The 25,078-nt window shown below is 63.3% G+C and carries 25 protein-coding genes and 1 tRNA gene; 21 read left to right on the top strand and 5 right to left on the bottom strand.

Annotation, left to right across the window (positions count from 1 at the left end):
* The first annotated feature begins 14 nt into the window (after nucleotides 1–14).
* The 7 genes from hisD to R3D65_RS16190 all read left to right on the top strand — a co-directional run bounded on the left by hisD (nucleotide 15) and on the right by R3D65_RS16190 (nucleotide 3,773).
* On the top strand, nucleotides 15–1,319 hold the full coding sequence (hisD, locus tag R3D65_RS16220; RefSeq protein WP_371276308.1) for a histidinol dehydrogenase: 1,305 nt from the start codon (nucleotides 15–17) through the stop codon (nucleotides 1,317–1,319).
* Entirely contained in the window at nucleotides 1,319–1,801 is a 483-nt protein-coding gene (locus R3D65_RS16215) for a UPF0262 family protein (protein ID WP_371276307.1), read from the top strand. Before hisD ends, R3D65_RS16215 begins: the two co-directional genes overlap by 1 nt.
* A gap of 12 nt (nucleotides 1,802–1,813) precedes the next feature.
* Nucleotides 1,814–2,263 (top strand): low molecular weight phosphatase family protein, encoded by a 450-nt coding sequence (locus R3D65_RS16210; RefSeq protein ID WP_371276305.1) that lies wholly within the window; start codon nucleotides 1,814–1,816, stop codon nucleotides 2,261–2,263.
* A gap of 82 nt (nucleotides 2,264–2,345) precedes the next feature.
* Nucleotides 2,346–2,564, top strand: a complete 219-nt coding sequence (infA, locus tag R3D65_RS16205) for a translation initiation factor IF-1 (protein ID WP_094075588.1) — start codon at nucleotides 2,346–2,348, stop codon at nucleotides 2,562–2,564.
* Nucleotides 2,565–2,611: 47 nt separating this feature from the next.
* Nucleotides 2,612–3,244 (top strand): Maf-like protein, encoded by a 633-nt coding sequence (locus tag R3D65_RS16200; RefSeq protein ID WP_371276303.1) that lies wholly within the window; start codon nucleotides 2,612–2,614, stop codon nucleotides 3,242–3,244.
* Nucleotides 3,241–3,453 carry a DNA gyrase inhibitor YacG gene (gene yacG / locus R3D65_RS16195; protein WP_371276302.1) on the top strand — a complete coding sequence of 71 codons (213 nt, stop codon included), beginning with the start codon at nucleotides 3,241–3,243 and terminating at the stop codon, nucleotides 3,451–3,453. Before R3D65_RS16200 ends, yacG begins: the two co-directional genes overlap by 4 nt.
* 244 nt (nucleotides 3,454–3,697) lie before the next feature.
* Nucleotides 3,698–3,773: transfer RNA gene (locus R3D65_RS16190), tRNA-Phe, on the top strand.
* An 88-nt stretch (nucleotides 3,774–3,861) separates the two neighbouring features.
* Here the strand turns inward: R3D65_RS16190 and R3D65_RS16185 are convergent.
* The 3 genes from R3D65_RS16185 to R3D65_RS16175 form a co-directional block, all read right to left on the bottom strand.
* Nucleotides 3,862–4,440, bottom strand: coding sequence for a GNAT family N-acetyltransferase (locus tag R3D65_RS16185; protein WP_371276301.1), 579 nt, complete (start codon nucleotides 4,438–4,440; stop codon nucleotides 3,862–3,864).
* Between the two features lie 206 nt (nucleotides 4,441–4,646).
* On the bottom strand, nucleotides 4,647–6,320 hold the full coding sequence (locus tag R3D65_RS16180; protein WP_371276300.1) for a cytochrome P450: 1,674 nt from the start codon (nucleotides 6,318–6,320) through the stop codon (nucleotides 4,647–4,649).
* An 18-nt stretch (nucleotides 6,321–6,338) separates the two neighbouring features.
* Nucleotides 6,339–6,968: a hypothetical protein gene (locus R3D65_RS16175; RefSeq protein WP_371276299.1), complete on the bottom strand. Its 630-nt coding sequence runs from the start codon at nucleotides 6,966–6,968 to the stop codon at nucleotides 6,339–6,341.
* Between the two features lie 113 nt (nucleotides 6,969–7,081).
* Between R3D65_RS16175 and R3D65_RS16170 the strand changes: the two genes are divergently transcribed.
* The 10 genes from R3D65_RS16170 to R3D65_RS16125 all read left to right on the top strand — a co-directional run bounded on the left by R3D65_RS16170 (nucleotide 7,082) and on the right by R3D65_RS16125 (nucleotide 18,532).
* On the top strand, nucleotides 7,082–7,768 hold the full coding sequence (locus R3D65_RS16170) for an IclR family transcriptional regulator (protein WP_371276298.1): 687 nt from the start codon (nucleotides 7,082–7,084) through the stop codon (nucleotides 7,766–7,768).
* A gap of 339 nt (nucleotides 7,769–8,107) precedes the next feature.
* A complete protein-coding gene (locus tag R3D65_RS16165; protein WP_371276297.1) occupies nucleotides 8,108–8,497 on the top strand; it encodes a hypothetical protein in 390 nt (129 codons plus the stop codon).
* A gap of 107 nt (nucleotides 8,498–8,604) precedes the next feature.
* Entirely contained in the window at nucleotides 8,605–8,994 is a 390-nt protein-coding gene (locus R3D65_RS16160; RefSeq protein ID WP_371276296.1) for a hypothetical protein, read from the top strand.
* A 75-nt stretch (nucleotides 8,995–9,069) separates the two neighbouring features.
* Nucleotides 9,070–10,221 carry a hypothetical protein gene (locus tag R3D65_RS16155; protein WP_371276294.1) on the top strand — a complete coding sequence of 384 codons (1,152 nt, stop codon included), beginning with the start codon at nucleotides 9,070–9,072 and terminating at the stop codon, nucleotides 10,219–10,221.
* A 13-nt stretch (nucleotides 10,222–10,234) separates the two neighbouring features.
* On the top strand, nucleotides 10,235–12,796 hold the full coding sequence (locus R3D65_RS16150) for a molybdopterin-dependent oxidoreductase (protein WP_371276293.1): 2,562 nt from the start codon (nucleotides 10,235–10,237) through the stop codon (nucleotides 12,794–12,796).
* A gap of 21 nt (nucleotides 12,797–12,817) precedes the next feature.
* The gene (locus tag R3D65_RS16145) at nucleotides 12,818–13,486 is read left to right on the top strand and encodes a 4Fe-4S dicluster domain-containing protein (protein WP_371276292.1); all 669 of its coding nucleotides are present in this window, start codon (nucleotides 12,818–12,820) and stop codon (nucleotides 13,484–13,486) included.
* On the top strand, nucleotides 13,483–14,232 hold the full coding sequence (locus R3D65_RS16140) for a molecular chaperone (RefSeq protein WP_371276291.1): 750 nt from the start codon (nucleotides 13,483–13,485) through the stop codon (nucleotides 14,230–14,232). Before R3D65_RS16145 ends, R3D65_RS16140 begins: the two co-directional genes overlap by 4 nt.
* Before the next feature lie 4 nt (nucleotides 14,233–14,236).
* The gene (locus R3D65_RS16135; protein WP_371276290.1) at nucleotides 14,237–15,292 is read left to right on the top strand and encodes a 4Fe-4S dicluster domain-containing protein; all 1,056 of its coding nucleotides are present in this window, start codon (nucleotides 14,237–14,239) and stop codon (nucleotides 15,290–15,292) included.
* Between the two features lie 47 nt (nucleotides 15,293–15,339).
* Nucleotides 15,340–17,166, top strand: a complete 1,827-nt coding sequence (locus tag R3D65_RS16130; RefSeq protein WP_371276288.1) for an ATP-binding protein — start codon at nucleotides 15,340–15,342, stop codon at nucleotides 17,164–17,166.
* On the top strand, nucleotides 17,159–18,532 hold the full coding sequence (locus R3D65_RS16125; protein WP_371276287.1) for a sigma-54-dependent transcriptional regulator: 1,374 nt from the start codon (nucleotides 17,159–17,161) through the stop codon (nucleotides 18,530–18,532). The genes R3D65_RS16130 and R3D65_RS16125 overlap by 8 nt, the downstream gene beginning before the upstream one ends.
* A 45-nt stretch (nucleotides 18,533–18,577) precedes the next feature.
* Here R3D65_RS16125 and ppk2 read toward each other — a convergent pair whose 3' ends face one another.
* Together ppk2 and R3D65_RS16115 are read right to left on the bottom strand one after the other, a co-directional pair.
* Entirely contained in the window at nucleotides 18,578–19,498 is a 921-nt protein-coding gene (gene ppk2 / locus R3D65_RS16120; RefSeq protein WP_371276286.1) for a polyphosphate kinase 2, read from the bottom strand.
* A gap of 93 nt (nucleotides 19,499–19,591) precedes the next feature.
* Nucleotides 19,592–20,533: a LysR substrate-binding domain-containing protein gene (locus R3D65_RS16115; protein ID WP_371276285.1), complete on the bottom strand. Its 942-nt coding sequence runs from the start codon at nucleotides 20,531–20,533 to the stop codon at nucleotides 19,592–19,594.
* A gap of 95 nt (nucleotides 20,534–20,628) precedes the next feature.
* Here R3D65_RS16115 and R3D65_RS16110 point away from each other — a divergent pair, with 95 nt between their 5' ends.
* From R3D65_RS16110 to pgk, 4 genes are read left to right on the top strand one after another with little or no spacing between them, the layout of a single operon-like run.
* Nucleotides 20,629–21,678, top strand: a complete 1,050-nt coding sequence (locus R3D65_RS16110; RefSeq protein WP_371276284.1) for a class 1 fructose-bisphosphatase — start codon at nucleotides 20,629–20,631, stop codon at nucleotides 21,676–21,678.
* A 10-nt stretch (nucleotides 21,679–21,688) separates the two neighbouring features.
* Nucleotides 21,689–22,558, top strand: coding sequence for a phosphoribulokinase (locus R3D65_RS16105; protein WP_371276283.1), 870 nt, complete (start codon nucleotides 21,689–21,691; stop codon nucleotides 22,556–22,558).
* Between the two features lie 17 nt (nucleotides 22,559–22,575).
* Nucleotides 22,576–24,585 (top strand): transketolase, encoded by a 2,010-nt coding sequence (gene tkt / locus R3D65_RS16100; RefSeq protein ID WP_371276281.1) that lies wholly within the window; start codon nucleotides 22,576–22,578, stop codon nucleotides 24,583–24,585.
* Entirely contained in the window at nucleotides 24,582–25,073 is a 492-nt protein-coding gene (gene pgk / locus R3D65_RS16095; protein ID WP_371276280.1) for a phosphoglycerate kinase, read from the top strand. Before tkt ends, pgk begins: the two co-directional genes overlap by 4 nt.
* The last annotated feature ends 5 nt before the right edge of the window (nucleotides 25,074–25,078 follow it).

The following is a 25,078-nucleotide window of genomic DNA, read 5'->3' as shown; positions in this document are numbered from 1 at the left end:
CACGGGCAGAAGCGATGGCCATCACATTGAGGCAGACGGAACCGGATTTCGAAAGCCGGTTTTCCGCCTTTCTTGCAACCAAACGGGAAGTGTCGGCCGATGTCGATGCCGCCGTGCGCGATATCATCGCGGCGGTGCGGCGCGATGGCGATGCCGCCGTCATGGATTTCACGCGCCGTTTTGACCGCACCGACCTCACCTCAACCGGCCTGGCCGTCAGCGCAGCCGACGTGGACGCCGCCGTCGCGGCCGTGGAACCCCAGACGATGGCGGCGCTGGAACTGGCGCGCGACCGCATCCGCTCGCACCACGAACGCCAGATGCCGCGGGATGACCGGTATGTCGACGCCATTGGCGTGGAACTGGGTTCGCGCTGGACGGCTGTGGAAGCGGTCGGCCTCTATGTGCCGGGCGGCACCGCCAGCTATCCCAGCTCCGTGCTGATGAACGCGGTGCCTGCGAACGTGGCCGGTGTCGAGCGGATTGTCATGGTCGTGCCCACGCCCGATGGCCGGATGAATCCGCTGGTGCTGGCCGCTGCACGCCTTGCCGGCGTGTCGGAGATCTATCGCATCGGCGGAGCGCAGGCGGTGGCCGCGCTGGCCTATGGCACGGAGTCGATCCGGCCTGTTTCCAAGATTGTCGGTCCGGGTAATGCCTATGTTGCCGCCGCCAAGCGCCAGGTTTTCGGCACGGTCGGCATCGACATGATCGCCGGCCCGTCGGAAGTGCTGGTCATCGCCGATGGCGAGAACGATCCGGACTGGATCGCCGCCGACCTGCTGGCCCAGGCCGAGCACGACACGGCCGCCCAGTCGATCCTGATGACCGATGATGCCGCTTTTGGCCAGGCCGTGCAGGACGCCGTGGAGCGCCAGTTGAAATCGCTGGGCCGCAGCGAGACGGCGGCTGCGTCCTGGCGCGATTTCGGCGCCGTTGTCGTGGTCGAAACCCTGAACGATGCCGTGCCGCTGGCCAATCGCATCGCCGCCGAGCATCTGGAAATCGCCACCGCCGACCCGGAAGCGCTGGCCGCGCGCATTCGCAATGCCGGCGCCATCTTCCTGGGCCGCCACACGCCGGAGGTCATCGGCGACTATGTCGGTGGCTCCAATCACGTGCTGCCCACGGCCCGCTCGGCGCGCTTTTCCTCGGGCCTCTCGGTGCTGGATTTCGTCAAGCGGACCTCGATCCTCAAGCTCGGACCCGACCAGTTGGCCGAATTGGGGCCGGCTGCGATCGCGCTGGCGAAAGCGGAAGGGCTGGACGCCCATGGGCGTTCGGTTGCCATTCGCATGAACCGGGCAGGCGGCGCCTGATGGCGGCCTCCGGCGATACGGCGCGGCTCGTCGACGTGGTGCTCGACGAATCCATCGGCCGTTCCACGCCGGATGTAGAGCACGAGCGCGCGGTGGCGATCTTCGACCTTGTCGAGGAAAACAGCTTCCGGCCGGTCAGCGATACCGGCGACGGGCCCTACAAGCTGAAGCTGTCGCTGGTCGAATCGCGTCTGGTCTTCGAGGTCACCCGCGAGAATGGCGATCCGGTCATCACCCACATCCTGTCGCTGACGCCTTTCCGGCGGATCGTGAAGGATTACTACATGATCTGCGAGAGCTATTACGAGGCGATCCGTTCTGCCTCACCGGCGCAGATCGAGGCCATCGACATGGGACGGCGCGGGCTTCACAATGAAGGATCGCAGACGCTGATGGATCGCCTGGACGGCAAGATCGAGGTGGATTTCGATACCGCGCGGCGGCTGTTCACGCTCGTTTGCGTCCTGCATTGGCGTGGATAGGCGGAGCGGCGGATGACGGCGCGTCCCGGCTCGGTCCTGTTTCTCTGCTCCCTGAACGCGATTCGTTCGCCCATGGCGGAGCAACTGGCCCGCTCCATCTTGCCGCAGGGCACCTATGTCGCCTCTGCCGGTGTGCGCAAGGGCGAGCGCGACCCCTTCGTGGACGCTGTTCTTGCCGAACGCGGGCTGGACCTCGGCAGCCGTCTGCCGCAGACGCTGGACGAGCTCGAAGACGACTACTTCGATCTTGTGATTTCCCTGTCGCCGGAAGCCCATCACAAGGCCGTCGAGATGATGCGCACCCATGCCGGCGACCTGGAATACTGGCCTCTGCATGATCCCAGTGATACACGGGGCACCCGCGACCGGATCCTCGGCGCCTACCGGGATGTGCGCGACCTCCTGGAAGCCAAGATCAGGCAGCGGTTCGCGCTCCCGCCCGCCGGAGGGAGCGGCAAATAAGCGTGTTCACAATCCGGCGGCAATCATATAGGTTCCGCCGAAAATTTGGCGCCGATACGAATTCGACAAGAAAAGGTTACGCATGGCGAAGGAAGAAGTCCTGGAATTTCCCGGGGTGGTGACGGAATTGCTGCCCAACGCGATGTTTCGCGTCAAACTGGAAAACGATCACGAGATCATTGCCCACACGGCAGGCCGGATGCGCAAGAACCGCATCCGCGTGTTGACCGGTGACAAGGTGCTTGTCGAGATGACGCCCTACGACCTGACCAAGGGCCGCATCACCTACCGCTTCAAGTAACGCGTCCGGACACGAAACGCCGGCCGCCGACAGGATTGTAACCCGTCATGAGCGTTTTCCAGAAGCTTGTCCTGGCCTCCGGTTCGCCGCGGCGGGTGGAACTGCTGCAGCAGGCCGGCATTGAACCGGACCGGCTCATGCCGGCCGATATCGACGAGGAGCCGCAGCGTGCCGAGCATCCACGCTCGCTGGCCAAGCGGCTTTGCCGGGAAAAGGCGGAAAAGGCGCTGGCTTCGCTGAAGGCGGAACCTGAATTCGACCATCCCTACGTGCTGGCCGCAGACACGGTCGTGTCCGTCGGGCGGCGCATCCTGCCCAAGACGGAAATGCTGGACGAGGCCGCCAACAGCCTGCGCCTGCTGTCAGGCCGCTCGCACCGGGTCTATACGGGCATCTGCCTTGTCACCCCGCAGGAAAAGATCCGCACGAAGCTGGTGGAAACGCGGGTGCGCTTCAAGCGCCTGTCGCGCGAGGAACTGGAAAGCTATCTGGCCTCCGGCGAATGGCGCGGCAAGGCGGGCGGCTATGCCATTCAGGGACTTGCCGGCACCTTCGTCGTCAAGCTGGTCGGCTCCTATACGAATGTCGTCGGACTGCCGCTCTACGAGACCGTCGGCCTTCTGACGGGGGAGGGGTTCAAGGTGCATTTCAACTGGCTGTCCGGCAGCCCGCAGGTGTGACCGTGCCCGGCGCCGACAACAAGGTGACGCCACTGCGCCCGAAACGCGCCTGTCCGGAATGCGGCAAGCCCTCGGCGCGCGACACCTATCCCTTCTGTTCTTCGCGCTGCAAGGATATCGATCTCAACCGCTGGCTCTCCGGCTCCTATGCCATTCCGGTGACCGAGGCCGAGGAAAACACCGATCCCGATCCGCAAGACGGCGACTGAGCAGCCGCTACCGATCCGCAGGGCGTATCCGCACGGACAACCCGCTTTGCGACGCCCTTTGAAACGCGTTTGAAAACAATGTCATGGCCGCGGTTTGCCCCGGCCGGTGCCGGCGCCTGCAAATGAGCTTGGAAAAATGCAAGGCAAGCGCTTGCCAGCGGCAAATCTCGTGATATAACGCCCGCCATCGCCGACGGGTTACCAACGCCGCCGGCCGCCGCAACCGGAAGGTCCGGCACCATGTGCCCAGGTAGCTCAGTTGGTAGAGCAGCGGATTGAAAATCCGCGTGTCGGTGGTTCGATTCCGCCCCTGGGCACCACTTCCTTTTCATGTTTCCTGAATGAGAGCCTGCGGCCGCGATGGCCATGCATGCCGCCTGGCAGGTTGGCCGGCTTCCGGTGCCGCGCTCAGGAAGCCTGGCGGCCGGTCTTGTGCTGTAGTGTTTCCCAGTCCGCGCGGGTGATACCGTAGACGAGCTTGTCGTCCAGGGTGCCGTCGCGCAGCGGGAACTCCAGGCGGAGGCGGCCTTCCAGCAGGTAACCGAACCGCTCCATGTTGGCTGCCGACCGAGTGTTCCCGGCCGCAACCGAATTGGAGATTTTCACGACGTTGAGAACGTGAAAACAGTGGTCCATGATCACCGGGCCGATTTCCTGATGGAAACCCGAGCCCCAATGGTCCTTGCCTATGATGATCGTGGTGGAGGCGGTACCTGATGACACATGGATGAGGTGCAGGCCGACCAGTTTCCCCGTGGCCTTCTCGATGATGCTTCTCATCTCCCCTTTTGATCGGCGCGCCCGGGCGCGGAGGTCCCGGTAGTAACGCCTGAAGGTCCAGCCGGAGGTCCGCATTCCGATATAGAGGAACAGTTCGGGATGTTTCGTCCAGTGATAGGTCCGGCACGCCAATGCGAAAGGACCGATCGGTTGAAGCAGCAGCCGGTCTGTTTCGATCGTCGGTCGCGTTTGCGGGCGGGTAAACAACACAGATTTCCCTGGCTCGGCAATGACATGCCCGATGTCGGATGGCTTCGGCGACGAACCTGTCGCCGGCGTGGCCTGCGACGCACGGAGCGCGAACGGATTCGTTGCTGATCATTTAGCGGTCAGCGGGAAGAACCGATACCCGGCAGGCGGGTGCGTGCCGGAATTTCTTCGCGGGAAGAAACCGGACCGGCCGGACACAAGGCCTACAATGCCAGCGTGATCCTGCCGCCATCGGCGGCGCGCGAGCAGCAGGCCATCATGCGCGTGTTGTCCGTCCGTTCCGCCTTGCTCAGCACCCGGTCGCGATGGTCGATCGCGCCGTCGATCACACCCACCTCGCACGAGCCGCAAAGCCCTTCGCAGCAATCCGAGGCAATGTCGATGCCTGCCGCGCGCAGCGTATCCAGCAGCGTTGTGTCGGCACCGACGGTGAGTGTCAGGTCGGAATCGCGCAGATGCACGTCGAATGCCTGTTCCTTTTCAGGGTCCAGCGTTCCCAGCGCAGTGCCGAAATGCTCGAAATGCAGGGTGCCGTCCGGCAAGGCCGCCGTCAGCCCCTCCAGAGCGGCGATCATGCGATCGGGCCCGCAGGCCATGATATGCGCACCGGTCGGCAGCCCGGCCACGAGCGCGGCGAGGTCGGCCCGGCTTCCTTCGTCCGTCACATGCAGGGTGAGCACCGCTCCGTGGTCCGCCGCAAGCCGGTCGAGGAAGGCCATGCCGGATCGCGAACGCCCGCAATAGTGGATTGCATAGGCCTTGCCCAGTGCCTTCAGCCGGTCGGCCATGGCGATGAGGGGCGTGATGCCGATCCCTCCGGCAACCAGAAGGTGATGCGGCGCGCTTTCATCGAGACGGAAAAGATTGTGCGGGCCGCGCAGCTTGCATTCCATGCCTTCACACACCGCCTCGTGGATATGGCGGGAACCGCCGCGCCCGTCTTCTTCGCGCAGGATGGCCAGTTCGTAAGCGTTGCGCCCGGGCCGTCCGCACAGGGAATACTTGCGGTCGAAACCGTCAACCACGAGTTCCACATGCGCGCCCGGGCTCCAGGCCGGCAAGGCCCTGCCCTTCGCGTCGGCCAGCGTCAGGCCGAGCACGCCGTCCGCTTCGCGCCGGACGGACGTGACGGTCACCCGCCGCGCGATCGCCTTGCGCTCCGGCGCGCCAACCGGAAAATGCCGTTGCCGTTCCCTGATTGAAGGGTCGGTCCGTTCCGGGTTGGCGGCCGGGTCCCATTCCACCCGGACATGGTCCGGACCGCGAAACGAGGTGTTGGGCAGATAGGTGAAGTCCTGTTCAGCCAGCCGCAGATGCGGCAGGCGCCGCGTCATCTCTTCCAGGAAGATGCGCATTTCCATGCGCCCGATATTCTTTCCCATGCACTGATGGCTGCCATAGCCGAAACTCAGATGCTCCACGGCATTGTCGCGATAGATGTCGAACCGGTCTCCGTCCTCGAAATGCCGGTCGTCCTGGTTGCCGGACGCCATCACGATCAGCAGCTTGGCGCCCTCCGGCAGGTCGACGCCGCCGACCGTTGCCGGCCCTGTCGTTTCGCGCCGCCAGGCCACGATGGAGCCGCAGAAGCGCAGGCATTCCTCCACCGCATTGGGGATCAGTGACGGATCGGCGCAAATGTCGTCCCACGCATCGCGATGCGTCAGCAGGGTCCGGAACATGTTGGCCGAAGCCAGCGCCGTGGTTTCATGCGCGGCCACGATGATCGCCATCATCATGGAATGGACATAGCTGTCGGTCACGATCTCCGGCATGAGCGCGTTCTTGCGGATCGTGTCATGCATCCAGCCGGTACCGTCCGGCTCGCCGCGCATCCGCTCGATCACGTCGCCGGCATATTGCCAGAACTTCCCCACCGAATGGGCAACCGCAACCTACTGCTCCGGCGATGGCCGCCCCCACGTGTTCACCGCGTGCGCCACGGAAAAGCGGCGCAGCGTCGCCACATCGTCCTCCGGAACGCCGAGGAAATTCAGCGCAACGGTGAGTGGCACCTCGTAGAGCATGGCGTCCACCAGATCGACATGGCCGGAATCGATGAAGGCGTCGATCTTCTCGCGCGTCAACCGGCGGATCATGTCCTGCTTGGTTTCCAGGTTTTCCGGCAGGAAATGGTCCATCAGCACACGCCGTCGCGCCATGTGGGCCGGCTCGTCCTCGTTCACCATGGTCCGGTTCATGGCATAGCCATAGGAGGCCAGCACATCCATCGCCTCCTGGCTGGCCGGCGTGATCTTCTCCAGCGCATTGCGGGGCGAAAACAGGATGTTGTCCCGGAAAACCGCCTTGATGTCGTCATGGCGGGTGACGACCCAATAGCCCAGTTGCGGGCTGAAGAAGACCGGCAAGCGCTCGCGCGACCAGCGCAACGCTTCCGCGGGGTCTGCCAGATAGGGCCCCTCGAAAAAGTCGAATGCGGCGGCCATGTCCTCTGCCGGGCAGGTGTTCGCGCCGCCATGGGAAACAGGGCATCCCGTATCGCTTGGATGTCGCAATTCGCTCATGACCGCTTTCCCTTGACATATGTGCGATAATCGCACGGAATGTTCTTTATATGCGAAGCATAGGGAGGGCGGCCAGCGCCCGTCAAGCCGCGGCAAACGGAGCGTCCTGGACAATGGCGGAAAAGGCGAAATTGCAGACACTGGATCGCGGCCTGGTGACCTTGCGTCTTGTCTCGCATGCCGCTGGAGGCATGAGGATTGCCGAACTGGCGGAGGCGCTGGGCGTGCACCGGGCCATTGCCTATCGTATCGTGGCGACACTCGAGGATCACGCCATGGTAAGCCGGCTGCCGGACGGGCGCATTGCGCTGGGCAGCGGTGTCATTCCTCTGGGTGCGATGGCGGAAGGCAATCTGCGTCTGCTGGCGCGTCCGTTGGTCGAAGCGCTCGCCCGCCGGGTCGCTGCCGCCGCCTTTCTGTCCATCGCCGATGGCGAGGAAGGCGTGGCCGTGGTCACCGCCGCGCCCCCCGACAGCTTTCTCGACATATCCTACCGTGTCGGCAGCCGCCATCCGTTGACAAGGGGCGCTGCGGGAATCGCCATACTGTCAGGCCGCCCGGAACAGCCCGGAGAAGATGAGGCTGTCCGCCAGGCCCGAAAGGATGGCTACAGCCTGACACGGGGACAATTGCAGAAGGGCGCCGTGGGGCTGGCCTGTCCGGTGCGCATTCCGGGCGGCAGCCGACCGCGGCTGGATTGCGCCATTGGCGTTGTCGGACTGGGCGGGCTGGACATCGACCTTGCACGTTCGGCCGTATGCGATTGTGCCGGGGCGCTCGGCAGGGCATTGTCAAGCTGACCGGCCGCACCTTGGCCGTTGCCGGCCTCTGCGCATGGACAATGCCTTGGCGGCGGCTGGCAGCAGGCAATTCCGCGCCGCCATGCATCCGGGAAACCAACCCGCAATACCGCGCAGGAAGCGTATTTCCGGCCTGTGGCAGGGGGGGGGCGGCCTGACGGTTCTGTCAGGTCCGGCGCCTGCCGCTGCCAATTTGGCATGTCTTAACCGATTGAATTTCCGCCGCATTTTCTGGCGCCGCAAGAACCGGCTGACAAAGTGTCACCCGAAAGCGATCCGTTTTTCGTGAGGCTGGCGGCGGTCCCGAGAAAAGCCATTTGTTACCAGATGGTTAGCGCAATGGCTGCAATTGGCGCGCTTCTTGCTGACCTTTGGCATGCCAGCAACCGGCGGTTCGGATGCTGGTGGAGAAAAGGGGGCTTTCAAATGTCATTCACCGGAAAGGTTCCGTGGCTTGCTTGTGTTGTGGTGTTGGCGCTTGCACACAGTGCGGTTGCGCAAGACGTCTTCATTGCCGGGGTTCAACCCGACCGACGGCCGGAGGATGCGCCACATGTCACGGCATTCGTAAAGCCGGCGAACTGGAATGAACGGGTGATGCACGGCATCGCCGAACCCCACCCGTCCGGCCTTGGATTCATGGCCGATCAGGGTGCTTGGTACACGCCGTTCAATCACCCCGGAATGACTGGTCATTACGACATCCGCAATTGGCATCAGGCTGACTGACCGGTTGCCGGAGGGGGATACCTCGTTTTTCCAGCCGGGTTCACCCGGCTGACTCACACAGAGCCAGGCGGGATGCCGGCCGTGTCTTCAACATAGAGGAGAGTGAAATGAAGTCGAGCAACATCAAGAAGGCCGTTCTGGCCGCACTGTGCAGCGCTTCATTGCTGGCGGTCGCTCCGGCCATGGGTGCCGGCATGAGCGGAATGTCCGGTATGGGCGGCATGAGCGGAATGTCCGGTATGGGCGGCATGTCCGGCATGGGCGGCATGTCCGGCATGGGTGGCATGTCCGGTATGTCCGGTAATGCCGGCGGCTGGGTCTGCACGCAGTGGACCTATCCTGGCATGGGTGGAATGAGCGGCATGTCCGGTATGGGCGGCATGTCCGGTATGGGCGGCATGTCCGGCATGGGTGGCATGTCCGGTATGGGCGGAATGTCCGGCATGGGTGGCATGTCCGGCATGTCCGGTATGGGCGGCATGACCGGCAACAACTGATCGCCACAAACGCCAGAGCGGGGAGGCGGTATACCGCCTCCCTTTCTTGCCCCTCAAATCTGTGAAGCAAATGTCATGAAACAAAGCCGCATCGCCCATGGCCTCGCAATTTTGTCCTCGAGCGTTTTCGCCGTAGTCGTTCTGGCCGCCCTGACCATTCCCGGGCCGGAAAATGGCATGGAGCACAACAAGCAGGCTTCGCTTCACCAGATCGATCCGAATTCGGCCGAAGAGAGGCGCGTGCTGGCCAATGGCCATGCGACACCTTCGGCCCTTACCGAAATGCCGGATGCGAATAGGGGGCTATCCGGCATTCCCGGCGCCGGCCGGACTGACGCGTCACCTAGCTCCGAAAGTCCGGGCGCGACTGTTCTGGCCGGCGCCGGCCAATCCGCAGATCCAAGGGCCATGGCCACGAAAGAGAATGCCGCACTCGCGGCGCGCATCGCTGCGCTGACCGATGAGGCCAGGACGCTTGACCATCAGCGTGCACGCTATCACCCGCTGCATTTTTCGCCGGCCATAGAGACGGCAAGCAGCCAGGACTGCCTCGTCTGCCATCAGGAGATCCTGGAGCGCAAGCCGCTTGAGGAATCGCCGGCGGGCGTGAAGGCCATCGACACGCTGGCATGGTATCAGACACTCGATACCTACGAAGGTGAGCAGCAGACTTTTCACTGGCGGCATATCGAGAGCCCGTTTGCAAAACAGGTCATGAACCTGGAATGCAACTTCTGCCACAAGGGCAACGACCCGCGCGAGGAATCGCCGGACATGGTGCCCGGAAAGGCCGCCTTCAGCGCGGATCCCGTGACGCCGGCATTTACCAACAGGAAGATGGTCAATCCGTCTGAAACCTGCCTGCTGTGTCATGGTGCCATGCCCGATCCGGAAAACATCATGGGCCTCTACGGACCTTGGCATGAAATCCGTGGCGACATGGAGGACGAGGAAAATCCGAACGGATGCCTCACCTGTCATGCGGAACTGTTCCGCACGGTCCGCCACCAGGTTACCTACCTCAATCCCGAAGGCATCGAGGAAGCGGCTCTCGCCGGATCGGACACCTGCTACGGATGCCACGGCGGCCGGCAATGGTACCGCATTTCCTATCCCTATCCGCGCCACCCCTGGCCAGACATGGATCCCGAGACACCGGACTGGGCGAAGGATCGCCCCACCCAATCCAAGGAAGAATACCGCTTGCAGCCGTCGGCGGCGAAGTGAGGAGCACAGAGCCATGACCAAGATGGATACCCGCCCGATCGCGGCACCGTTCAGCGATGTCAGCCGCAGAACCTTTCTGAAATCCTCCGCAGCCACGGCAGCAACCGCCCTGGTTTCCGCGAGCGGGACGCGCCAGGCCAGCGCCTTCGCCTATGAGCCCTACCCGCGCGATGACGACCTGACCACGGTCGTCACGAGCTGCGCGCACAATTGCGGCTCGCGTCACATGCTCGTGGCGCACAAGAAGGGCGATGTGATTGTACGTCTGTCGACCGACAACGGCACCTATCAGGGCGATGCCTACGGAACAGATACGGAGGAAATGCCGCAATTGCGTGCCTGCCTCCGCGGACGGTCCTACCGGTCCCGCCTCTATTCGCCAGAGCGCCTTCTCTATCCCATGAAGCGGGTCGGCAAGCGCGGCGAAGGCAAGTTCAAGCGCATCAGCTGGTACGAAGCCGCCAAGGAAATCACCGAGCGGATGGTCCATTTGAAGGAGAAATACGGCCCGACCGCACTCCTTGACCAGTCCTATGCCGGTGCATCCTACGGCGTCCTGCACAAGTCGGACCAGATCGAGGGTCTCCTCGCCCGCTTCCTCGGCATGTTCGGTTGCCGTACCTCATCCTGGTCGGTTCCCTCCTATCAGGGCACGACCTTCTCGTCGCGCATGACCTTCGGCACGATCCAGGATGGCAACGAGGACGATGCCTTTGCCCATTCCAAGCTGATCATCATGTGGGGCTGGAACCCGGCCTACACGTTTCATGGCGGCAATACCTTCTACTACATGCGGCTCGCCAAGCAGCGCGGATGCAAGTTCGTCCTTGTGGACCCGCAATACACGGACTCGGCGGCTGCCTATGACGCCTGGTGGATTCCGATCAAGCCGAACACCGATGCGGCCATGCTCGCGGGCATGGCGTTCCATATCTTCGAGAAGAATCTGCACGACCAGGACTATATCGACCGCTTCGTCCTTGGCATGGACAAGGGCACCATGCCCGATTGGGCGCAGGACAAGGAAAATTTCCGCGACTACATCATGGGCACCTATGACGGCCAGCCCAAGACACCGGACTGGGCGGCGGACATCTGCGGCGTCAAGGCAGACGATATCCGCAAGCTCGCGGAAATGTATGCCACGACGAAGCCGGCAGCGCTGAAGGCGTCATGGGGTCCGGGCCGCAACGCCTATGGCGAACAGTACAACAGGATGGCCGCCGCCCTGCAGGCGATGACCGGCAATATCGGTGTGTTGGGCGGTTGCGCCGAAGGCGTTGGCAAGGCCTGGCATGCCGAGGCTGTTGCCTATCCATACGACCAGTTTGCGAACATCTGGTACGCTTCCATCAAGTCGGACCGTTGGGCGCACTGTGTCCTGAACTATCCGAATGTCTCGCGCGAAGAGATCGGCCTGTGGCCGCGCGGCGACAACATGGACGGCGTCATTCCGAACATTCGCGGTATTTTCTGGCAAGGGTCGGACTGGCTCAACCAGCTCACCAACATCAACAAGGAGATCGAGGCAATCCGAAAGCTCGATTCCTATGGTGAAGGCGAGAGCCTGCTGGTCTGCATGGATTCCACCATCACGCCGACCGGAATATGGGCCGATTACCTGCTGCCCGTGGCAACGCATTTCGAGCGGCATGACGTGGCTTTGCCCTGGTACAAGGGACACTATTACATCCACCGGCCCAAGGTTATCGAGCCTCTGGGGGAATCCAAGACCGACTTCCAGATATTCACGGAGTTCGCCTACCAGCTCGGCTTCGGCCAGGCCTATAATCCGCGCTCCACACCGGACTACTGGAACAACCCCGAACCGGTGGACGAATCCTACCTGGCCGCCTGGTGGAACGAGAAGGTCATCCCTCACCAGCACGTCGACATATCCTGGGAGGAATTCAAGCGGCGCGGCGTGTACAAGTTCCGTCTCTCCGAGCCACACGTGGCCTTTCGCGAGCAGGTCGAGCAGGGCGTGCCATTTCCGACACCATCCGGAAAGATCGAGATCTTCTCCACGCAACTGGCGCAGATCACCGATTGGAAACGGACGCAATACGGCTACGAGATTCCATACATTCCGAAATGGATCGAGCCCTGGGAATATCTGGGCAGCGACAAGACGAAGGACTATCCCTTCCACCTGATCTCCCCGCATCCGCGCCACCGCACGCATTCGATCTTCAACAATATCGGCTGGTTGCGGGAGACCTACTCGCAGGAAACGACGATGAATGCGTCGGATGCCGCGCGGCTCGGCATCAAGACCGGCGATACGATCGAGGTCTGGAATGAGCGGGGCAAGGTGGTCACGCCTGTCTACGTCACCGAACGGTGCATGCCCGGCGTGGCGGTCCTGTTCGAAGGCGCATGGATGGACCTGGATGAAAATGGCGTGGACAGGGCAGGCAACCCGGACTTCCTGACGCTGGACGAGCCAAGCCCGGCTGGCGCGTTTGCCTACAACACCGTGCTCGCCAATATCCGCAAGACGGATCTCGAACACAAGCCGGGCTGGGATGAACTGGCGACGTCGCGAAGCCATGTCTTCCGCCGTGACCTCTGACCTTGCGAACGGAGAAACCTGATGGCTCAGCAACTCGACAAGACGAAGATCAAGGCCGCGGTCAAGAAGCGCAAGCGCGAGATCTATGAACCCGTCGTGCCCGACATGCAGCTCGGCTTCATCCACAACAACGTGGACTGCATTGGCTGCCGCGCCTGCGAAATCGCCTGCAAGGACAAGAACGGTCTGGCGCCGGGTCCGCGTTTTCGCCGCGTGCAATATATCGAAGGCGGCACCTATCCTGAGGTTTTCGCATTCAAGATCAACATGTCGTGCAACCATTGCGCCGAACCGGCCTGCCTTCCGGCCTGCCCCCCGGGTGCGATCTTCAAGCGCGCGGACAATGGTGTGGTGGACATCGATTCCACGCTCTGCATCGGCTGCCGCAAATGCGAGGCGGCCTGTCCCTTCGGTGCCCCGCAATTCGACCCGGAGGACAATGTCGTCAAGAAGTGCAACATGTGCATTGACGAACTTGAGGCCGGGCGCAAGCCCTATTGCGTGAGCGCCTGCATGATGCGCGTCCTCGACATCGGGCCGATCGACCAGTTGCGGGACGGAAGCTACGAGACCAAGGCCCGCGGCCCGCTCGATCAGGTTGTCGACCAGGTCCATTCCATGGCCGATCCCGAACTCACCAATCCGTCAATCGTGTTCGTGCCCCACTCCAAGGGGATCGTTTCGAAATGACGGCCGATGGAGCAAATGCGCCGGCGGCGCCCGGAGACCTTGCCGGCCTTGCGGATGTTATTGACGTGCTTGCGCGCATTCACGACCGCGAAGTCGACGCCGCCTTCATTGACGGATGGCGCGCCAACGGTCTTTCGCAATGGATCGGCGATGTACTCGGCTCGGCAATGGCGAAAGAAGGGGTCTCCGCCCTGGAGGGTGCCTTGGACGCCCTCCCGGACCCTTTGACCGGCATCGCGCATGATGATCTGGCCTCCGATTATGCTGATATCTACCTGACCCATGCCTACCGCATTTCGCCGAACGGTTCTGTCTGGTTGACGGAAGAGGGGCTGGAGCGTCAGGGCCCCATGTTCGACACGCGGTCATGGTACCGGCGTTATGGTGTCGAGGTGCCGGATTGGCGCAAGCGGCCGGACGACAATATTGTTCACCAGCTCCAGTTCCTGGCGCATCTGCTGCGTACCGGCGACCCGGAAGCTTTGGCCGATGCCGCCCGTTTCCTGGATGGCGGGCTCCTCGCCTGGTTGCCGGAATTTGCCGCCCGGATTGGTGCGCGCGCACGCACGCCCTTCTATCGCGCGTTCGCCCGCCTGACCCATGCGGCGGTCGACGAGGTCCGCGACCGTCTGGAGCAGGGCACGGGTCTGGCACGCCAGGTTGCGGCACTTCCGCAACCGTCCTGTGCCGCCACGGCTGCGCCGGACGAAATCCGCTACATGCCCGGGCTGGCCGAAAGCTGGTAGAGGCATGCTGCGGCTCTTCGGTCCCCGCAATCCACGCTGGCCGGATCGGCTTCCGGCAACACCGGACATCGATCCGGACAGATGCCTTCTGGGCGGAGACATTGCTGCCGAATGCCAGCTTTGCAAGAATGTCTGTCCGCAGGGCGCAATCGTGCAGGACGAGGATTGCCTGGGTATCGATACGCAGGCTTGCACGGGCTGCGGCCTTTGCCAGCCTGTCTGTCCTCCGGCGGCCATCGACATGGTTCCCGCACTTCCCGAACGACCTGCCGGTCCCGGCCGGGCCGCAAGCGCGCTGGCGATTTGCCGGCGGTCGGACCAGCCGGAATGGGCAACAGTGCCTTGCATCCATGCTATCGATCTCGCCGCGCTGGCCGGGCTGCACGCGCGCGGCATAGGTCAGCTCGACATCCGGATAGGCGATTGCGCGCGCTGTGACCTTGGCCGTCCCGGCGGGTTTGACGACACGCTCGCCCTCTTCAATGCCATGATGGAAAGCCGCGGCCTTGCCACACTCGCCGTCGACGATGCGCAGGATCAGCCGCCGCGGTTGCAGGAATATCAGGCCCCCGACCGGCCAGACGCCGCGCGCCGCCGCCTTCTTCTGGGCGCCGTTGCGCATGCCGGTCAAGAAAGGACATGGCGCAGACAGGCCCTCGTCAGGCTGCTGCTCAACAGGCCGGCAGGCGATGGCGAGGCACGCTGCCAGGCTGTTCCGCACATCGACGCCGAAGCCTGTATCGGCTGCGACATGTGCACCCGCGTGTGCCCCGAAGGCGCCATCCGGCTCGTAAAGAATGACACGACAGGGGCTGCCTATGAACTTGTGCCGGATGCCTGTTCCGGCTGCGGGCTATGCGCGGCAGCCTGCGACAGCAAGGCGATTGACATCGAAAAGGGGGGAACTGGCAAAACCGGAGCGATCGCGCTACACCATTTGACGTGTGCGGCATGCGGGGCGGGTTATCACCAGCCGTGCGTCCGCGTGTCCGAATCACGGCTTTGCCCGACATGTCAGAAGACAAACCATCACGCCAAGCTGTTCCAGGTCATGCCATGACATCGCCAGATGTCCCGGCTGGTTTCCCCGCCTTTGTGAAGGCCCGGTTGAGCCGGCGTTTCCTTGTCTTGCTGGTTGCCATCCTCACCGTCGTATCGCTTTGCTTTCTTGCGCTCGTACTCGGTTTCTACCGCAGCCAGTTGCTCGACGAGCATGCCCGGGCGTCACTTGAAGTGAACCATCTGCTCGAAGCCACGCTGGAAAACGCGATGCTCAAGCGGGACATTCCCGGCCTGAGCGGGATCGTCAAGCGTCTTGGAATGCAGGAAGGGATCGCCGGTGTCATGATCCTTGATCCCGACGGTGAAGTGCGCTTCTCCTCAACGGACACGAGGCCCGGAGCCCGGCTTCGCGACGACGAGATCGCAGCGGCGCTGGCGGACAGGACGCCAAGGACCGTCTTCACGCAGGGTGCGCAGGGAGGGCAATGGCTTCGTTCGATCAATCCGGTTCACAATCAGCCAGCCTGCAAGGAATGCCACGGTACACAGCTCGAAAGCCCCATCAACGGCGTGCTTGTCGTCGATTATGATGCAGCCGGAATCCGGGCCAGCGCGTGGCGTACCGCCGGTGTCCTCGGAATCAGCGGTCTTGTTGTCATTCTTGCCAGCGGACTGGGAATCTGGCTTGCCATCGACCGTCTGGTCCTGGCCCGCGTGTCCCTCTTGCGCGACGCAAGCGAACGCATTGCCGGTGGCGCGCTGGATACGCGCGCGCCTGTTCAGGGCGAGGACGAGGTTGCAGGCTGCGCACAGGCGTTCAACCGCATGGCGGACCGGGTGGAAACCATGGTCGATCACGTCGCGCACGCCGAGAGGTCGTTGCAAACCGTCATCGATTCGATCCCCGACGGCGTGCGCGTGATCGATGACACGTTCAATATCGTCAAGGCAAACGATGCCTATTGCGCACAGATCGGCCGAGCAAAGGAGCAGGTGATCGGCGAAAAATGCTACCGCTCCAGCCACGGGCGCAGTGAACCCTGTCCGCAGACGCTTGTCACCTGTCCTGTCGTGGCGTTGCGTGATCCGGCACGCTCCGCTGTCAAGTTCACCGACGTTCATCTGGCGAGCGGCGGCAGGCAGGTTTCTGTCGAGGTTTCGGCTGCCCGTGCCGATGTCCCGTCGACGCGAGGCATTACCCGGTGCGTCGTGGAATCCGTGCGCGACCTGTCACAGGATGTTGTCATGTCACAGAAGCAACGCCTGTCGGAAATCGGTCTCCTGGCAACCGGCGTCGCGCACGAGATTCACAATCCCCTTTCCTCCATCGAACTGGCGCTCTCCGCCATCCAGGAGTCCTTGCCGGACAAGGCGCTGCCGCAGGCCCACAGGCATTACATCGACATCGCAAGAACCGAGATCGAAAAATGCCTGAGCGTGACCGACAGCCTGATGCGCCTCAGCGAACCGCCGCGCGAGAAGGAACTTGTTTCCCTCAATTCCCTCATCCCGGACGTGATGGCGCTTCTTTCCTTCCAGTTCGAACAGGCCGGCATCGCATGGGAACTGGAAATCGAGCCGGGATTGCGCGTTCTTGCCTCCGATGGCGACTTGCGCATGATCACGGTCAATCTCACGCAGAACGCTATTCACGCCATGCCGCGAGGCGGGACATTCCGTATTGACGGTGAGAGCGCCGGCGCCCGCGTCATTCTGCGCTTCCGCGACACCGGAACGGGCATTGCCGCCGATGACCTTGACAGGATATTTCTGCCCTTCTGGAGCAGGCGTGCCGATGGCACGACCGGTCGCGGCCTTGGCTTGTCCATCTGCAAGGCAATCGTCGAGAACTGTGGCGGCGAGATCGCTGTCGACAGCGTGGAGGGAAAGGGGACGCAGTTCATGATCGTCTTGCCGGCTGCCGATGCCTGAGCGGACCAGGTCACGGACGCGCAATGCGGGCCGTGTGCTTGTCATCGAGGATGACAACACGCTCAACCGTCTGCTTGTCGATCAGTTGACCCGGCTCGGCTTCGAGCCGCGCGGGGTGACGTCACGCAAGGATGCGGACCGGGCCGTTGGCGAATTCGAACCCGCCCTGGCACTGCTCGACATGCGGCTGCCCGACATGGACGGGATCGACTACCTGCCCGAGTTGTCGCAACAATGCCCCGTCATCATCCTCACCGCCTTCGGCTCCATCGCCCAGGCGGTCGAGGCAGTGAAGGCAGGCGCTTCGGAATATCTCGTCAAGCCGGTCTCGGGTCAAAGCCTTGAACTGGCCATTTCACGCGTGCTGGAAAAGGCCGAACTGCGGCGCTCGGCCGAGTTCTGGGAATCGCGTGCGAAGTCATCGGCCGGCCCGAACATCATCGGCGAAAGCGCTGCCATCAAGGATGTCCGGCGCATGATTTCAATCGTCGCCGGAGCGGATACGACGGTTCTGGTTCTCGGTGAAAGCGGCGTCGGCAAGGAACTTGTGGCCCAGGCCGTACATGCCAATTCCAACAGGGCCGACAAGCATTTCGTTGCCATCGACTGTGCGTCCCTGCAGGAAACGCTTTTCGAATCCGAACTCTTCGGCCACGAACGCGGCTCGTTCACCGGCGCGGACCGCCGCAAGGAAGGTCTCATCGAGATCGCCGATGGCGGGACGGTTTTTCTCGATGAGATCGGCGAGATCAGCCCTGCCATCCAGGCCAAGCTTCTCCGTGTCCTCGAGACGGGCAAGTTCCGCCGCCTTGGCGGCACACGTGACCTCGAATCCGACGTTCGCTTTGTCGCCGCCACCAATCGTGACCTGCGCACCATGGCCAATGGCCAGGAATTCCGCAGCGACCTCTACTACCGGCTGTCCCCGTTCGAAATCCTGGTGCCGCCCTTGCGCGAGCGCCGCGAAGACATCCCCGCCCTGGCCGAGTTCTTTCTCGCCAACCGCAAGTTCTCGCGCAACATCGCCAAGCAGTTCGCGCCCTCCGCGCTCAAGGCGCTCACGCGCTATGGCTGGCCCGGCAACATCCGGGAATTGCGAAACGTGGTCGAGCGGGCCTTTCTCATTTCCGGCAGGAGCGCCAGGATCCTGCCCGAGCACATCTCGCTGCCGGAAGGCGACGGCAAGGACAAGACCGGCATCTCCCTGTCATTCGCCAGCGAACCGACGCTTGACGAATTGCGCGATGCCTATGTCGCCCGGCTCATGGACAGGCACGGCGGCAATCGCCAGGAACTGGCCGCGCGCCTGGGGATCAGCGAGCGCAATGTCTACAGAATCCTGGCGCGTCTGAAGGACCTGGGCTGACCGCCGGTCGCGGCCAGCCCCGTCCGCCGGTCCCGCGGCCGCCGGTCAGTATTTCTGCGGCACATAAAGCTCCGGCGGCAGCACGGCCCGTTCATAATCCGGGTTGAACACCCTTTCGGGCAGCGTGATTTCCTCGCTGGGCACATCCTCATAGGGGAAAAGCGTGAGCAGGTGGTCGATGCAGTTCAGCCGCGCGCGCTTCTTGTCATTGCCTTCCACGATATACCACGGTGCTTCTGGAATGTTCGTGCGGGCGAAGGTTTCCTCCTTGGCCTTGGTATAGTGCTCCCAGCGCACCCGCGACTGCAGGTCCATCGGCGAAAGCTTCCACTGCTTGAGCGGATCGTGGATGCGCATGAGAAAGCGCAATTGCTGTTCCTCGTCGGTGATGGAGAACCAGTATTTCACCAGCTTTATCCCGTCGCGGGCCAGCATCTTTTCAAACTCCGGCACGTCCTGGAAAAACTGCTCCACCTGGTCGGGTGTGGCAAAGCCCATGACGCGCTCGACGCCGGCCCGGTTGTACCAGGACCGGTCGAACAGGACGATTTCGCCACCGGCGGGAAGATGCGGTACATAGCGCTGGAAATACCACTGCGTCTTCTCGCGGTCCGAGGGCGCGGGCAGGGCGACCGTGCGCACCACGCGCGGATTGAGCCGTTGCGTGATGCGCTTGATGACGCCGCCCTTGCCGGCCGAATCGCGGCCTTCGAAGATCACCACCACCTTCTGGCGGCTATGGACGACCCAATCCTGCAGCTTGATCAGTTCAGCCTGCAGGCGCAGCAATGCACGGAAATAGTCCTTGCGCGCAATGGTCTCGCCATGGGCACGCTGGTAGATCTTCCTGATCTCCATGGAGAGCGCGGCATCTTCCAGTTCCAGTTCGTAATCCTCGTCCAGCGTGTCGGCCAGTTCCGCTTCAAGCCAGTCCATGGCTCCGCTGTCGATGGTGTTGTCGTCCATTGCCTTTCCCCCGCATTCGCGTGACTTGCGCATTCGATAAAGCGCATCTTGCAACAGTTTCGTGACAATCCCGGTTCGCGGCAACGACACAGATCAAGCCAGCGATGCCACCGGATAGGTTTTTTCCAGGATCGGCAGCAATTGCGGCCCCTTGCGGCGCAGGAAATCGTCCAGTGCCAGCATGGCCGGCGTGGGGCTGCGGTCGCCATGGCGCACCGAAAACCATTGCCGGCGAATGGGCGTGCCCTCGACATCCAGCACGGCCAGTGTGCCCGCGCGCATCTCGTGCTCGATCGTGTGGCCGGAAATGAACGCGATGCCGAGGCCTGCCATCACGGCCTGCTTGATGGTTTCGTTGGAGTCCATCTCCGACATGGCCAGTTCGCTCTCCCCGCCCTCGCCGGCCATGAAGAACTCGAAGGAGGCGCGTGTGCCGGAGCCGCGTTCGCGCACGATGAATGTCTGGCGGATCAGGTCCTGGCGCAAAATGTCGCGGCGGCGGGCCAGCGCATGGGCCGGATGGGCGATGAACACCAGCGGATGATCGCCGAACAGCGTGGCCTGGACACTGAAATGCTTCGGCGGACGCCCCATCAGCGCCATGTCGATTTCGTGCCGTTCCAGCATGGCGATCACATCGGTCCGGTTGGCCGTGGTCAAGGTTATGTCAATGCCCGGATGTGCCGCCGTGAAGGCGGCGATGATGCGCGGTGCAAAGTATTTGCCCGTCGAAACCACGCCCAGCCGCACCCGGCCGGCCCTCAGTCCCTTTTGCTCAAGTATCCGTTCTTCCAGCGTTTCCAGCTCGTCCACGATCCGCTGTGCCGCCTCCAGCGCGATCTGGCCTGCCTCGGTGGGAATGGTCCCGGTGCGGGTGCGGATGAAGAGCTGCGCACCCAGCTCCTCCTCCAGTTGGCGCAGCTGGATGGTGACCGCAGGCGAAGTCAGCCCCAGCGCCTGCGCGGCGGTGGAAATCTTGCGGTGCTGGCGCAGCGCCAGCAAGGTTCGCAACTGTCGGATCGAGGCGTTGATCATCGATAAACTAAAAATATTTTACACGATCTTATAATAGAATAAATTTTACAAACATTCAAGTTCCTGCACACATTCCGGCCATGGAGGAGACACCCATGGCTGGACAGACACTGCATGCATTCCTGCGATCCGGCGACTTTGCCGGCCACGCCCATGCCGGCGCGATCGCCGGCGTCATCATGGGGCTGGCCGGCAAGGCCGTCGAGGTGCGCAAGCTCACCAAGCAGGGCGCGCTCATCAAGGGCTTTGCGGCCTCCCGCGGCGAGACCAATGCCGATGGCGACACCCAGAAGGACCTGGATGTGGTGGCCGACGGCATGTTCCTGGAAGCTGCCCGCAAGGAGGCTGTTGCCCTCTACGGATCGGAGGAGAACAACTTTCCGATCCTGCTCGATCCCGACAAGCCGCTGGCGCTGGCCATCGACCCGCTCGACGGTTCCTCCAACATCGAGACCAATGTCTCGATCGGCACGATCTTTTCCGTCCTGCCGGTCGAGGGCGATCCGCGCGTTGCACCCGAAGCCTCCTTTCTGCAATCGGGCAGGCACCAGCTTGCAGCCGGCTTCTTCATCTATGGGCCGCAACTGGCGCTCGTCCTGACCGTCGGTTCCGGGACGCGCATCTTTGTCCACACGCCGAAACTGGGCGATTTTGTCGAGGCCTACAGCTCGGTTTCCATTGCGGACAAGGCGGGCGAGTTTGCCATCAACGCATCGAATTACCGGCATTGGGAGGATGCTGTCCGCCTATATGTCGATGATTGCTTGGCCGGCGCGGACGGGCCGCGCGAACGTGACTTCAACATGCGCTGGATCGCCTCGCTGGTCGCCGAGACCTATCGCATCCTCGTGCGCGGCGGCGTTTTCCTCTATCCCGGCGACAGGCGAAAGGGCTATTCGGCCGGCCGTCTGCGCCTCGTCTACGAAGCCAATCCGATCGCCTTCCTGATCGAACAGGCCGGCGGCAAGGCCACCGACACGGTCAACCGCATCCTCGATCTCGTGCCCGCCACACTGCACCAGCGCACGCCACTGGTCTTCGGTTCAGCCGGCGAAGTGGAGCGTATCGCCCGCTACCACGTCGACCCCGCCATGATTTCGGAGCGCTCGCCGCTGTTCGGCAAGCGCGGCCTGTTCCGCGTCTGAGGAAGAACCCATGTCCGCCAAGCATCCCATCATATCCATCACCGGCTCCTCGGGTGCCGGCACGACCACGGTCAAGGAGACCTTCGGCAAGATCTTTTCCCGCGAGGGCGTCACCGCCGCCTTTATCGAGGGCGACGCCTTCCACCGTTTCGACCGCCAGGCCATGAAGCAACGCATAGCCGAGGAAAAGGCGCAGGGCCGCGACTTCACGCACTTCTCCGCCGAGGCGAACGAACTGGAAATTCTCGAAAGCGTTTTCGAGGAATATGGCCGCCGGGGCAGGGGGCGCACCCGCCACTACATCCATGACGAGGACGAGGCCGAACGCTATGGCGCCGCGCCCGGCACCTTCACCGAATGGCAGGAATTTGGCGACACCGACCTGCTCTTCTATGAGGGCCTGCATGGCTGCGCTGTGACCGACAAGGTCAATCTCGCCCGCCATGGCGATCTGAAGATCGGCGTCGTGCCGGTTATCAACCTGGAATGGATCCAGAAGATCCACCGCGACAAGGCCGCCCGCGGCTATTCCACCGAGGCGGTCACCGACACCATCTTGCGCCGCATGCACGATTACGTGCACTACATCTGCCCGCAATTCTCCCATACCGACATCAATTTCCAGCGCGTGCCCATCGTGGACACGTCCAATCCCTTCGTGGCGCGATGGATCCCCACGCCGGCGGAATCGATCCTCGTCATCCGCTTCGCCAATCCGCGCGGCATCGACTTCCCCTACCTGCTGTCCATGCTGCACGACAGCTACATGTCGCGGGCCAATTCCATCGTCGTGCCCGGCGACAAGCTCGACCTCGCCATGCAGCTCATCTTCACGCCGCTCATCCACAAGCTGGTCGAGCGCAAGCGCCGCATGGCCTGACCACGGGAGCCTGCTCGATGAACATGACCTTGACCACTCCGGCCACCGCCGCCGCCGAGCGCGACATGGCCAATGCCATCCGCGTATTGGCCATGGATGCCGTGCAGAAGGCCAATTCCGGCCATCCCGGCATGCCCATGGGCATGGCCGACGCGGTGACCGTTCTCTTCAACCGTTTCGTGAAGATCGATCCGTCCAGGCCGGACTGGCCTGACCGCGACCGCTTCGTGCTGTCCGCCGGCCATGGCTCCATGCTGCTTTATGCGGTCCATCACCTGCTTGGTTTTGCCGACATGACCGCGGCCGCATTGCGGGACTTCCGCCAGTTGGGGGCGCCGACCGCCGGTCATCCGGAATACGGCCATGCGCTGGGCATCGAGACGACAACGGGCCCGCTGGGACAGGGCATCACAACGGCTGTCGGCATGGCGCTGGCCGAGCGCATGATGGCCGCGCGCTTCGGCCACAAGCTGGTCGACCATTTCACCTATGTGGTGGCCGGCGACGGCTGCCTGCAGGAAGGCATCAGCCATGAAGCCATCGACCTTGCCGGCCATCTGAAGCTCTCCCGCCTCATCGTGCTGTGGGATGACAACGGCATTTCCATCGACGGCAAGACCTCGCTGGCCACGTCCATGAACCAGCCCATGCGCTTCCGGGCTGCCGGCTGGGATGTGCATGCGGTGGACGGGCATGACCATGAGGCCGTCGCCGCGGCAATCGCCAAGGCGCGGACCACCGGCAAGCCTTCTCTCATCGCCTGCCGGACGGTCATCGGCAAGGGCGCCCCCAACAAGCAGGGATCGCACAAGACCCATGGCGCACCGCTGGGCGCCGACGAGGTGGCCGCCGCGCGCCTGCATCTGGGCTGGACGGCCGCACCCTTCGAGGTGCCGGATGCGGTGCGCACGGCCTGGGAGGCGGTGGCCGCGCGCGGTCGCGCCGAACGCAAGCTCTGGCAGCAGCGCCACGACGCGGCCCGTTTGCGCAAGGCCTTCGACCGGGCGCTGGCCCGTGACCTGCCCTCGCTGATGAAGCGCCGGCTGGAGCGCTTCCGCCGCACCCACCAGGCCGCCGCCACGAAGACGGCCACCCGGCAGGCGTCGCAAATGGTGCTGGATGTCATCAATGAAGCAACTCCTCTGACCACAGGCGGCTCCGCCGATCTCACCGGCTCGAACCTGACGCAGACGAAGAACCTGGCACCGGTCGCACCCGGCCGCTTCAAGGGACGCTACATTCACTACGGCATCCGCGAACACGCCATGGCTGCGGTCATGAATGGCCTGTCCCTGCATGGTGGCTTCATCCCCTACGGCGGCACCTTCCTCGTCTTTTCCGATTATGCGCGCGGCGCGATGCGTCTGTCGGCGCTGATGGAACAGCCCGTGGTCTATGTGTTGACCCATGATTCCATCGGTCTGGGCGAGGACGGGCCGACGCATCAGCCGGTCGAGCATCTGGCCATGCTGCGCGCCACGCCCAACATGAATGTCTTCCGCCCTGCCGACATAATCGAAACGGCTGAATGCTGGGAAATCGCGCTTTGCGAAACGGCGACGCCCTCGGTGCTCGCCCTGTCGCGCCAGGGCCTGCCCATGCTGCGCGCCCGCCACACCCGCGAGAACCTGTCGGCGCGCGGCGCCTATGTGTTGCAGGAAAGCGAACGTGCCCGCGACGTGACGATCATCGCCACCGGCTCGGAAGTGGAAATCGCCCGCGATGCATCCAGCCGGCTGCTGGCCGAACACGGCATTCACGCGGCTGTCGTTTCCATGCCCTCATGGGAAAAGTTCGAGCAGCAGGACGAAGCCTACCAGGCCTCGGTCCTGGGCACGGCACCGCGCATCGGCGTGGAAGCGGCTGCGCGTTTGGGCTGGGACCGCTGGCTCGGTCAGGGCGGCCATTTCATCGGCATGCCGGGCTTCGGCGCATCTGCGCCTGCATCCGATCTCTACCGGCATTTCGGCATCACCGCCGATGCGGTGATCGCGGCCGCGCGGCGCATGACGGGTGCGGCCACATGAACGCGACCGGCCCCATGGTCCGCGATCTGGATGGCGCGACCGTGCTGCTGCGCTGCGACTTCTCGCAAGGCGTGAGCGGCGACTGCGCTGATGCGATCCGCGCGCTGGCCGGGCGCGGCGCCCGCGTCGCCATCATCGCGGGCCATGACGATCCGGCCGGTGATATCAATCCGGCCATGTCGCTGCGCCAGTGGATGGAACCCTTGCGCGCGGCGACCGGCCTGCCCGTCCATTTCGTACCCGATTGCGTCGGCCCGGTTGCCGAGGCAGGCGTTTCCGCCATGCCGCAGGGGGCGGTCGCGCTCCTGGAGAACATCCGCTTTCACCGGCAGGCACAGCGCCACAGCCGCATCTTCGCCATGCGTCTTTCGGTTCTCGGCGATTACTTCCTCGTGCCCGGCGGCATGCCGGACAGGCCTTCGCCCTGGATCCGCGAACTGGCCGGCCTGCTTCCCCAACCCACCCGAACCCTTCCCGCCCCTGCCTGAAAGGA

The sequence above is a fragment of the Zhengella sp. genome, assembly GCF_041397485.1.
Taxonomy (GTDB): Bacteria; Pseudomonadota; Alphaproteobacteria; order Rhizobiales; family Rhizobiaceae; genus Zhengella.
Note: the sequence above shows the minus strand (reverse complement) of the source record. Positions and strands in the feature narration are given on the sequence as shown.

Bases quoted from the DNA above. Each gene is read 5' to 3' on its own strand.
- R3D65_RS16125 (WP_371276287.1), top strand. From the start codon at position 17,159: ATGCCTGAGCGGACCAGGTCACGGACGCGCAATGCGGGCCGTGTGCTT.
- R3D65_RS16160 (WP_371276296.1), top strand. From the start codon at position 8,605: ATGAAGTCGAGCAACATCAAGAAGGCCGTTCTGGCCGCACTGTGCAGC.
- ppk2 (WP_371276286.1), bottom strand. From the start codon at position 19,498: ATGGACGACAACACCATCGACAGCGGAGCCATGGACTGGCTTGAAGCG.
- R3D65_RS16215 (WP_371276307.1), top strand. From the start codon at position 1,319: ATGGCGGCCTCCGGCGATACGGCGCGGCTCGTCGACGTGGTGCTCGAC.
- R3D65_RS16115 (WP_371276285.1), bottom strand. From the start codon at position 20,533: ATGATCAACGCCTCGATCCGACAGTTGCGAACCTTGCTGGCGCTGCGC.
- R3D65_RS16175 (WP_371276299.1), bottom strand. From the start codon at position 6,968: ATGAGCGAATTGCGACATCCAAGCGATACGGGATGCCCTGTTTCCCAT.
- R3D65_RS16145 (WP_371276292.1), top strand. From the start codon at position 12,818: ATGGCTCAGCAACTCGACAAGACGAAGATCAAGGCCGCGGTCAAGAAG.
- R3D65_RS16110 (WP_371276284.1), top strand. From the start codon at position 20,629: ATGGCTGGACAGACACTGCATGCATTCCTGCGATCCGGCGACTTTGCC.
- R3D65_RS16150 (WP_371276293.1), top strand. From the start codon at position 10,235: ATGACCAAGATGGATACCCGCCCGATCGCGGCACCGTTCAGCGATGTC.
- R3D65_RS16105 (WP_371276283.1), top strand. From the start codon at position 21,689: ATGTCCGCCAAGCATCCCATCATATCCATCACCGGCTCCTCGGGTGCC.
- hisD (WP_371276308.1), top strand. From the start codon at position 15: ATGGCCATCACATTGAGGCAGACGGAACCGGATTTCGAAAGCCGGTTT.
- R3D65_RS16135 (WP_371276290.1), top strand. From the start codon at position 14,237: ATGCTGCGGCTCTTCGGTCCCCGCAATCCACGCTGGCCGGATCGGCTT.
- tkt (WP_371276281.1), top strand. From the start codon at position 22,576: ATGAACATGACCTTGACCACTCCGGCCACCGCCGCCGCCGAGCGCGAC.
- R3D65_RS16170 (WP_371276298.1), top strand. From the start codon at position 7,082: ATGGCGGAAAAGGCGAAATTGCAGACACTGGATCGCGGCCTGGTGACC.
- R3D65_RS16155 (WP_371276294.1), top strand. From the start codon at position 9,070: ATGAAACAAAGCCGCATCGCCCATGGCCTCGCAATTTTGTCCTCGAGC.
- pgk (WP_371276280.1), top strand. From the start codon at position 24,582: ATGAACGCGACCGGCCCCATGGTCCGCGATCTGGATGGCGCGACCGTG.
- infA (WP_094075588.1), top strand. From the start codon at position 2,346: ATGGCGAAGGAAGAAGTCCTGGAATTTCCCGGGGTGGTGACGGAATTG.
- R3D65_RS16140 (WP_371276291.1), top strand. From the start codon at position 13,483: ATGACGGCCGATGGAGCAAATGCGCCGGCGGCGCCCGGAGACCTTGCC.
- R3D65_RS16200 (WP_371276303.1), top strand. From the start codon at position 2,612: ATGAGCGTTTTCCAGAAGCTTGTCCTGGCCTCCGGTTCGCCGCGGCGG.
- R3D65_RS16165 (WP_371276297.1), top strand. From the start codon at position 8,108: ATGGCTGCAATTGGCGCGCTTCTTGCTGACCTTTGGCATGCCAGCAAC.
- R3D65_RS16210 (WP_371276305.1), top strand. From the start codon at position 1,814: ATGACGGCGCGTCCCGGCTCGGTCCTGTTTCTCTGCTCCCTGAACGCG.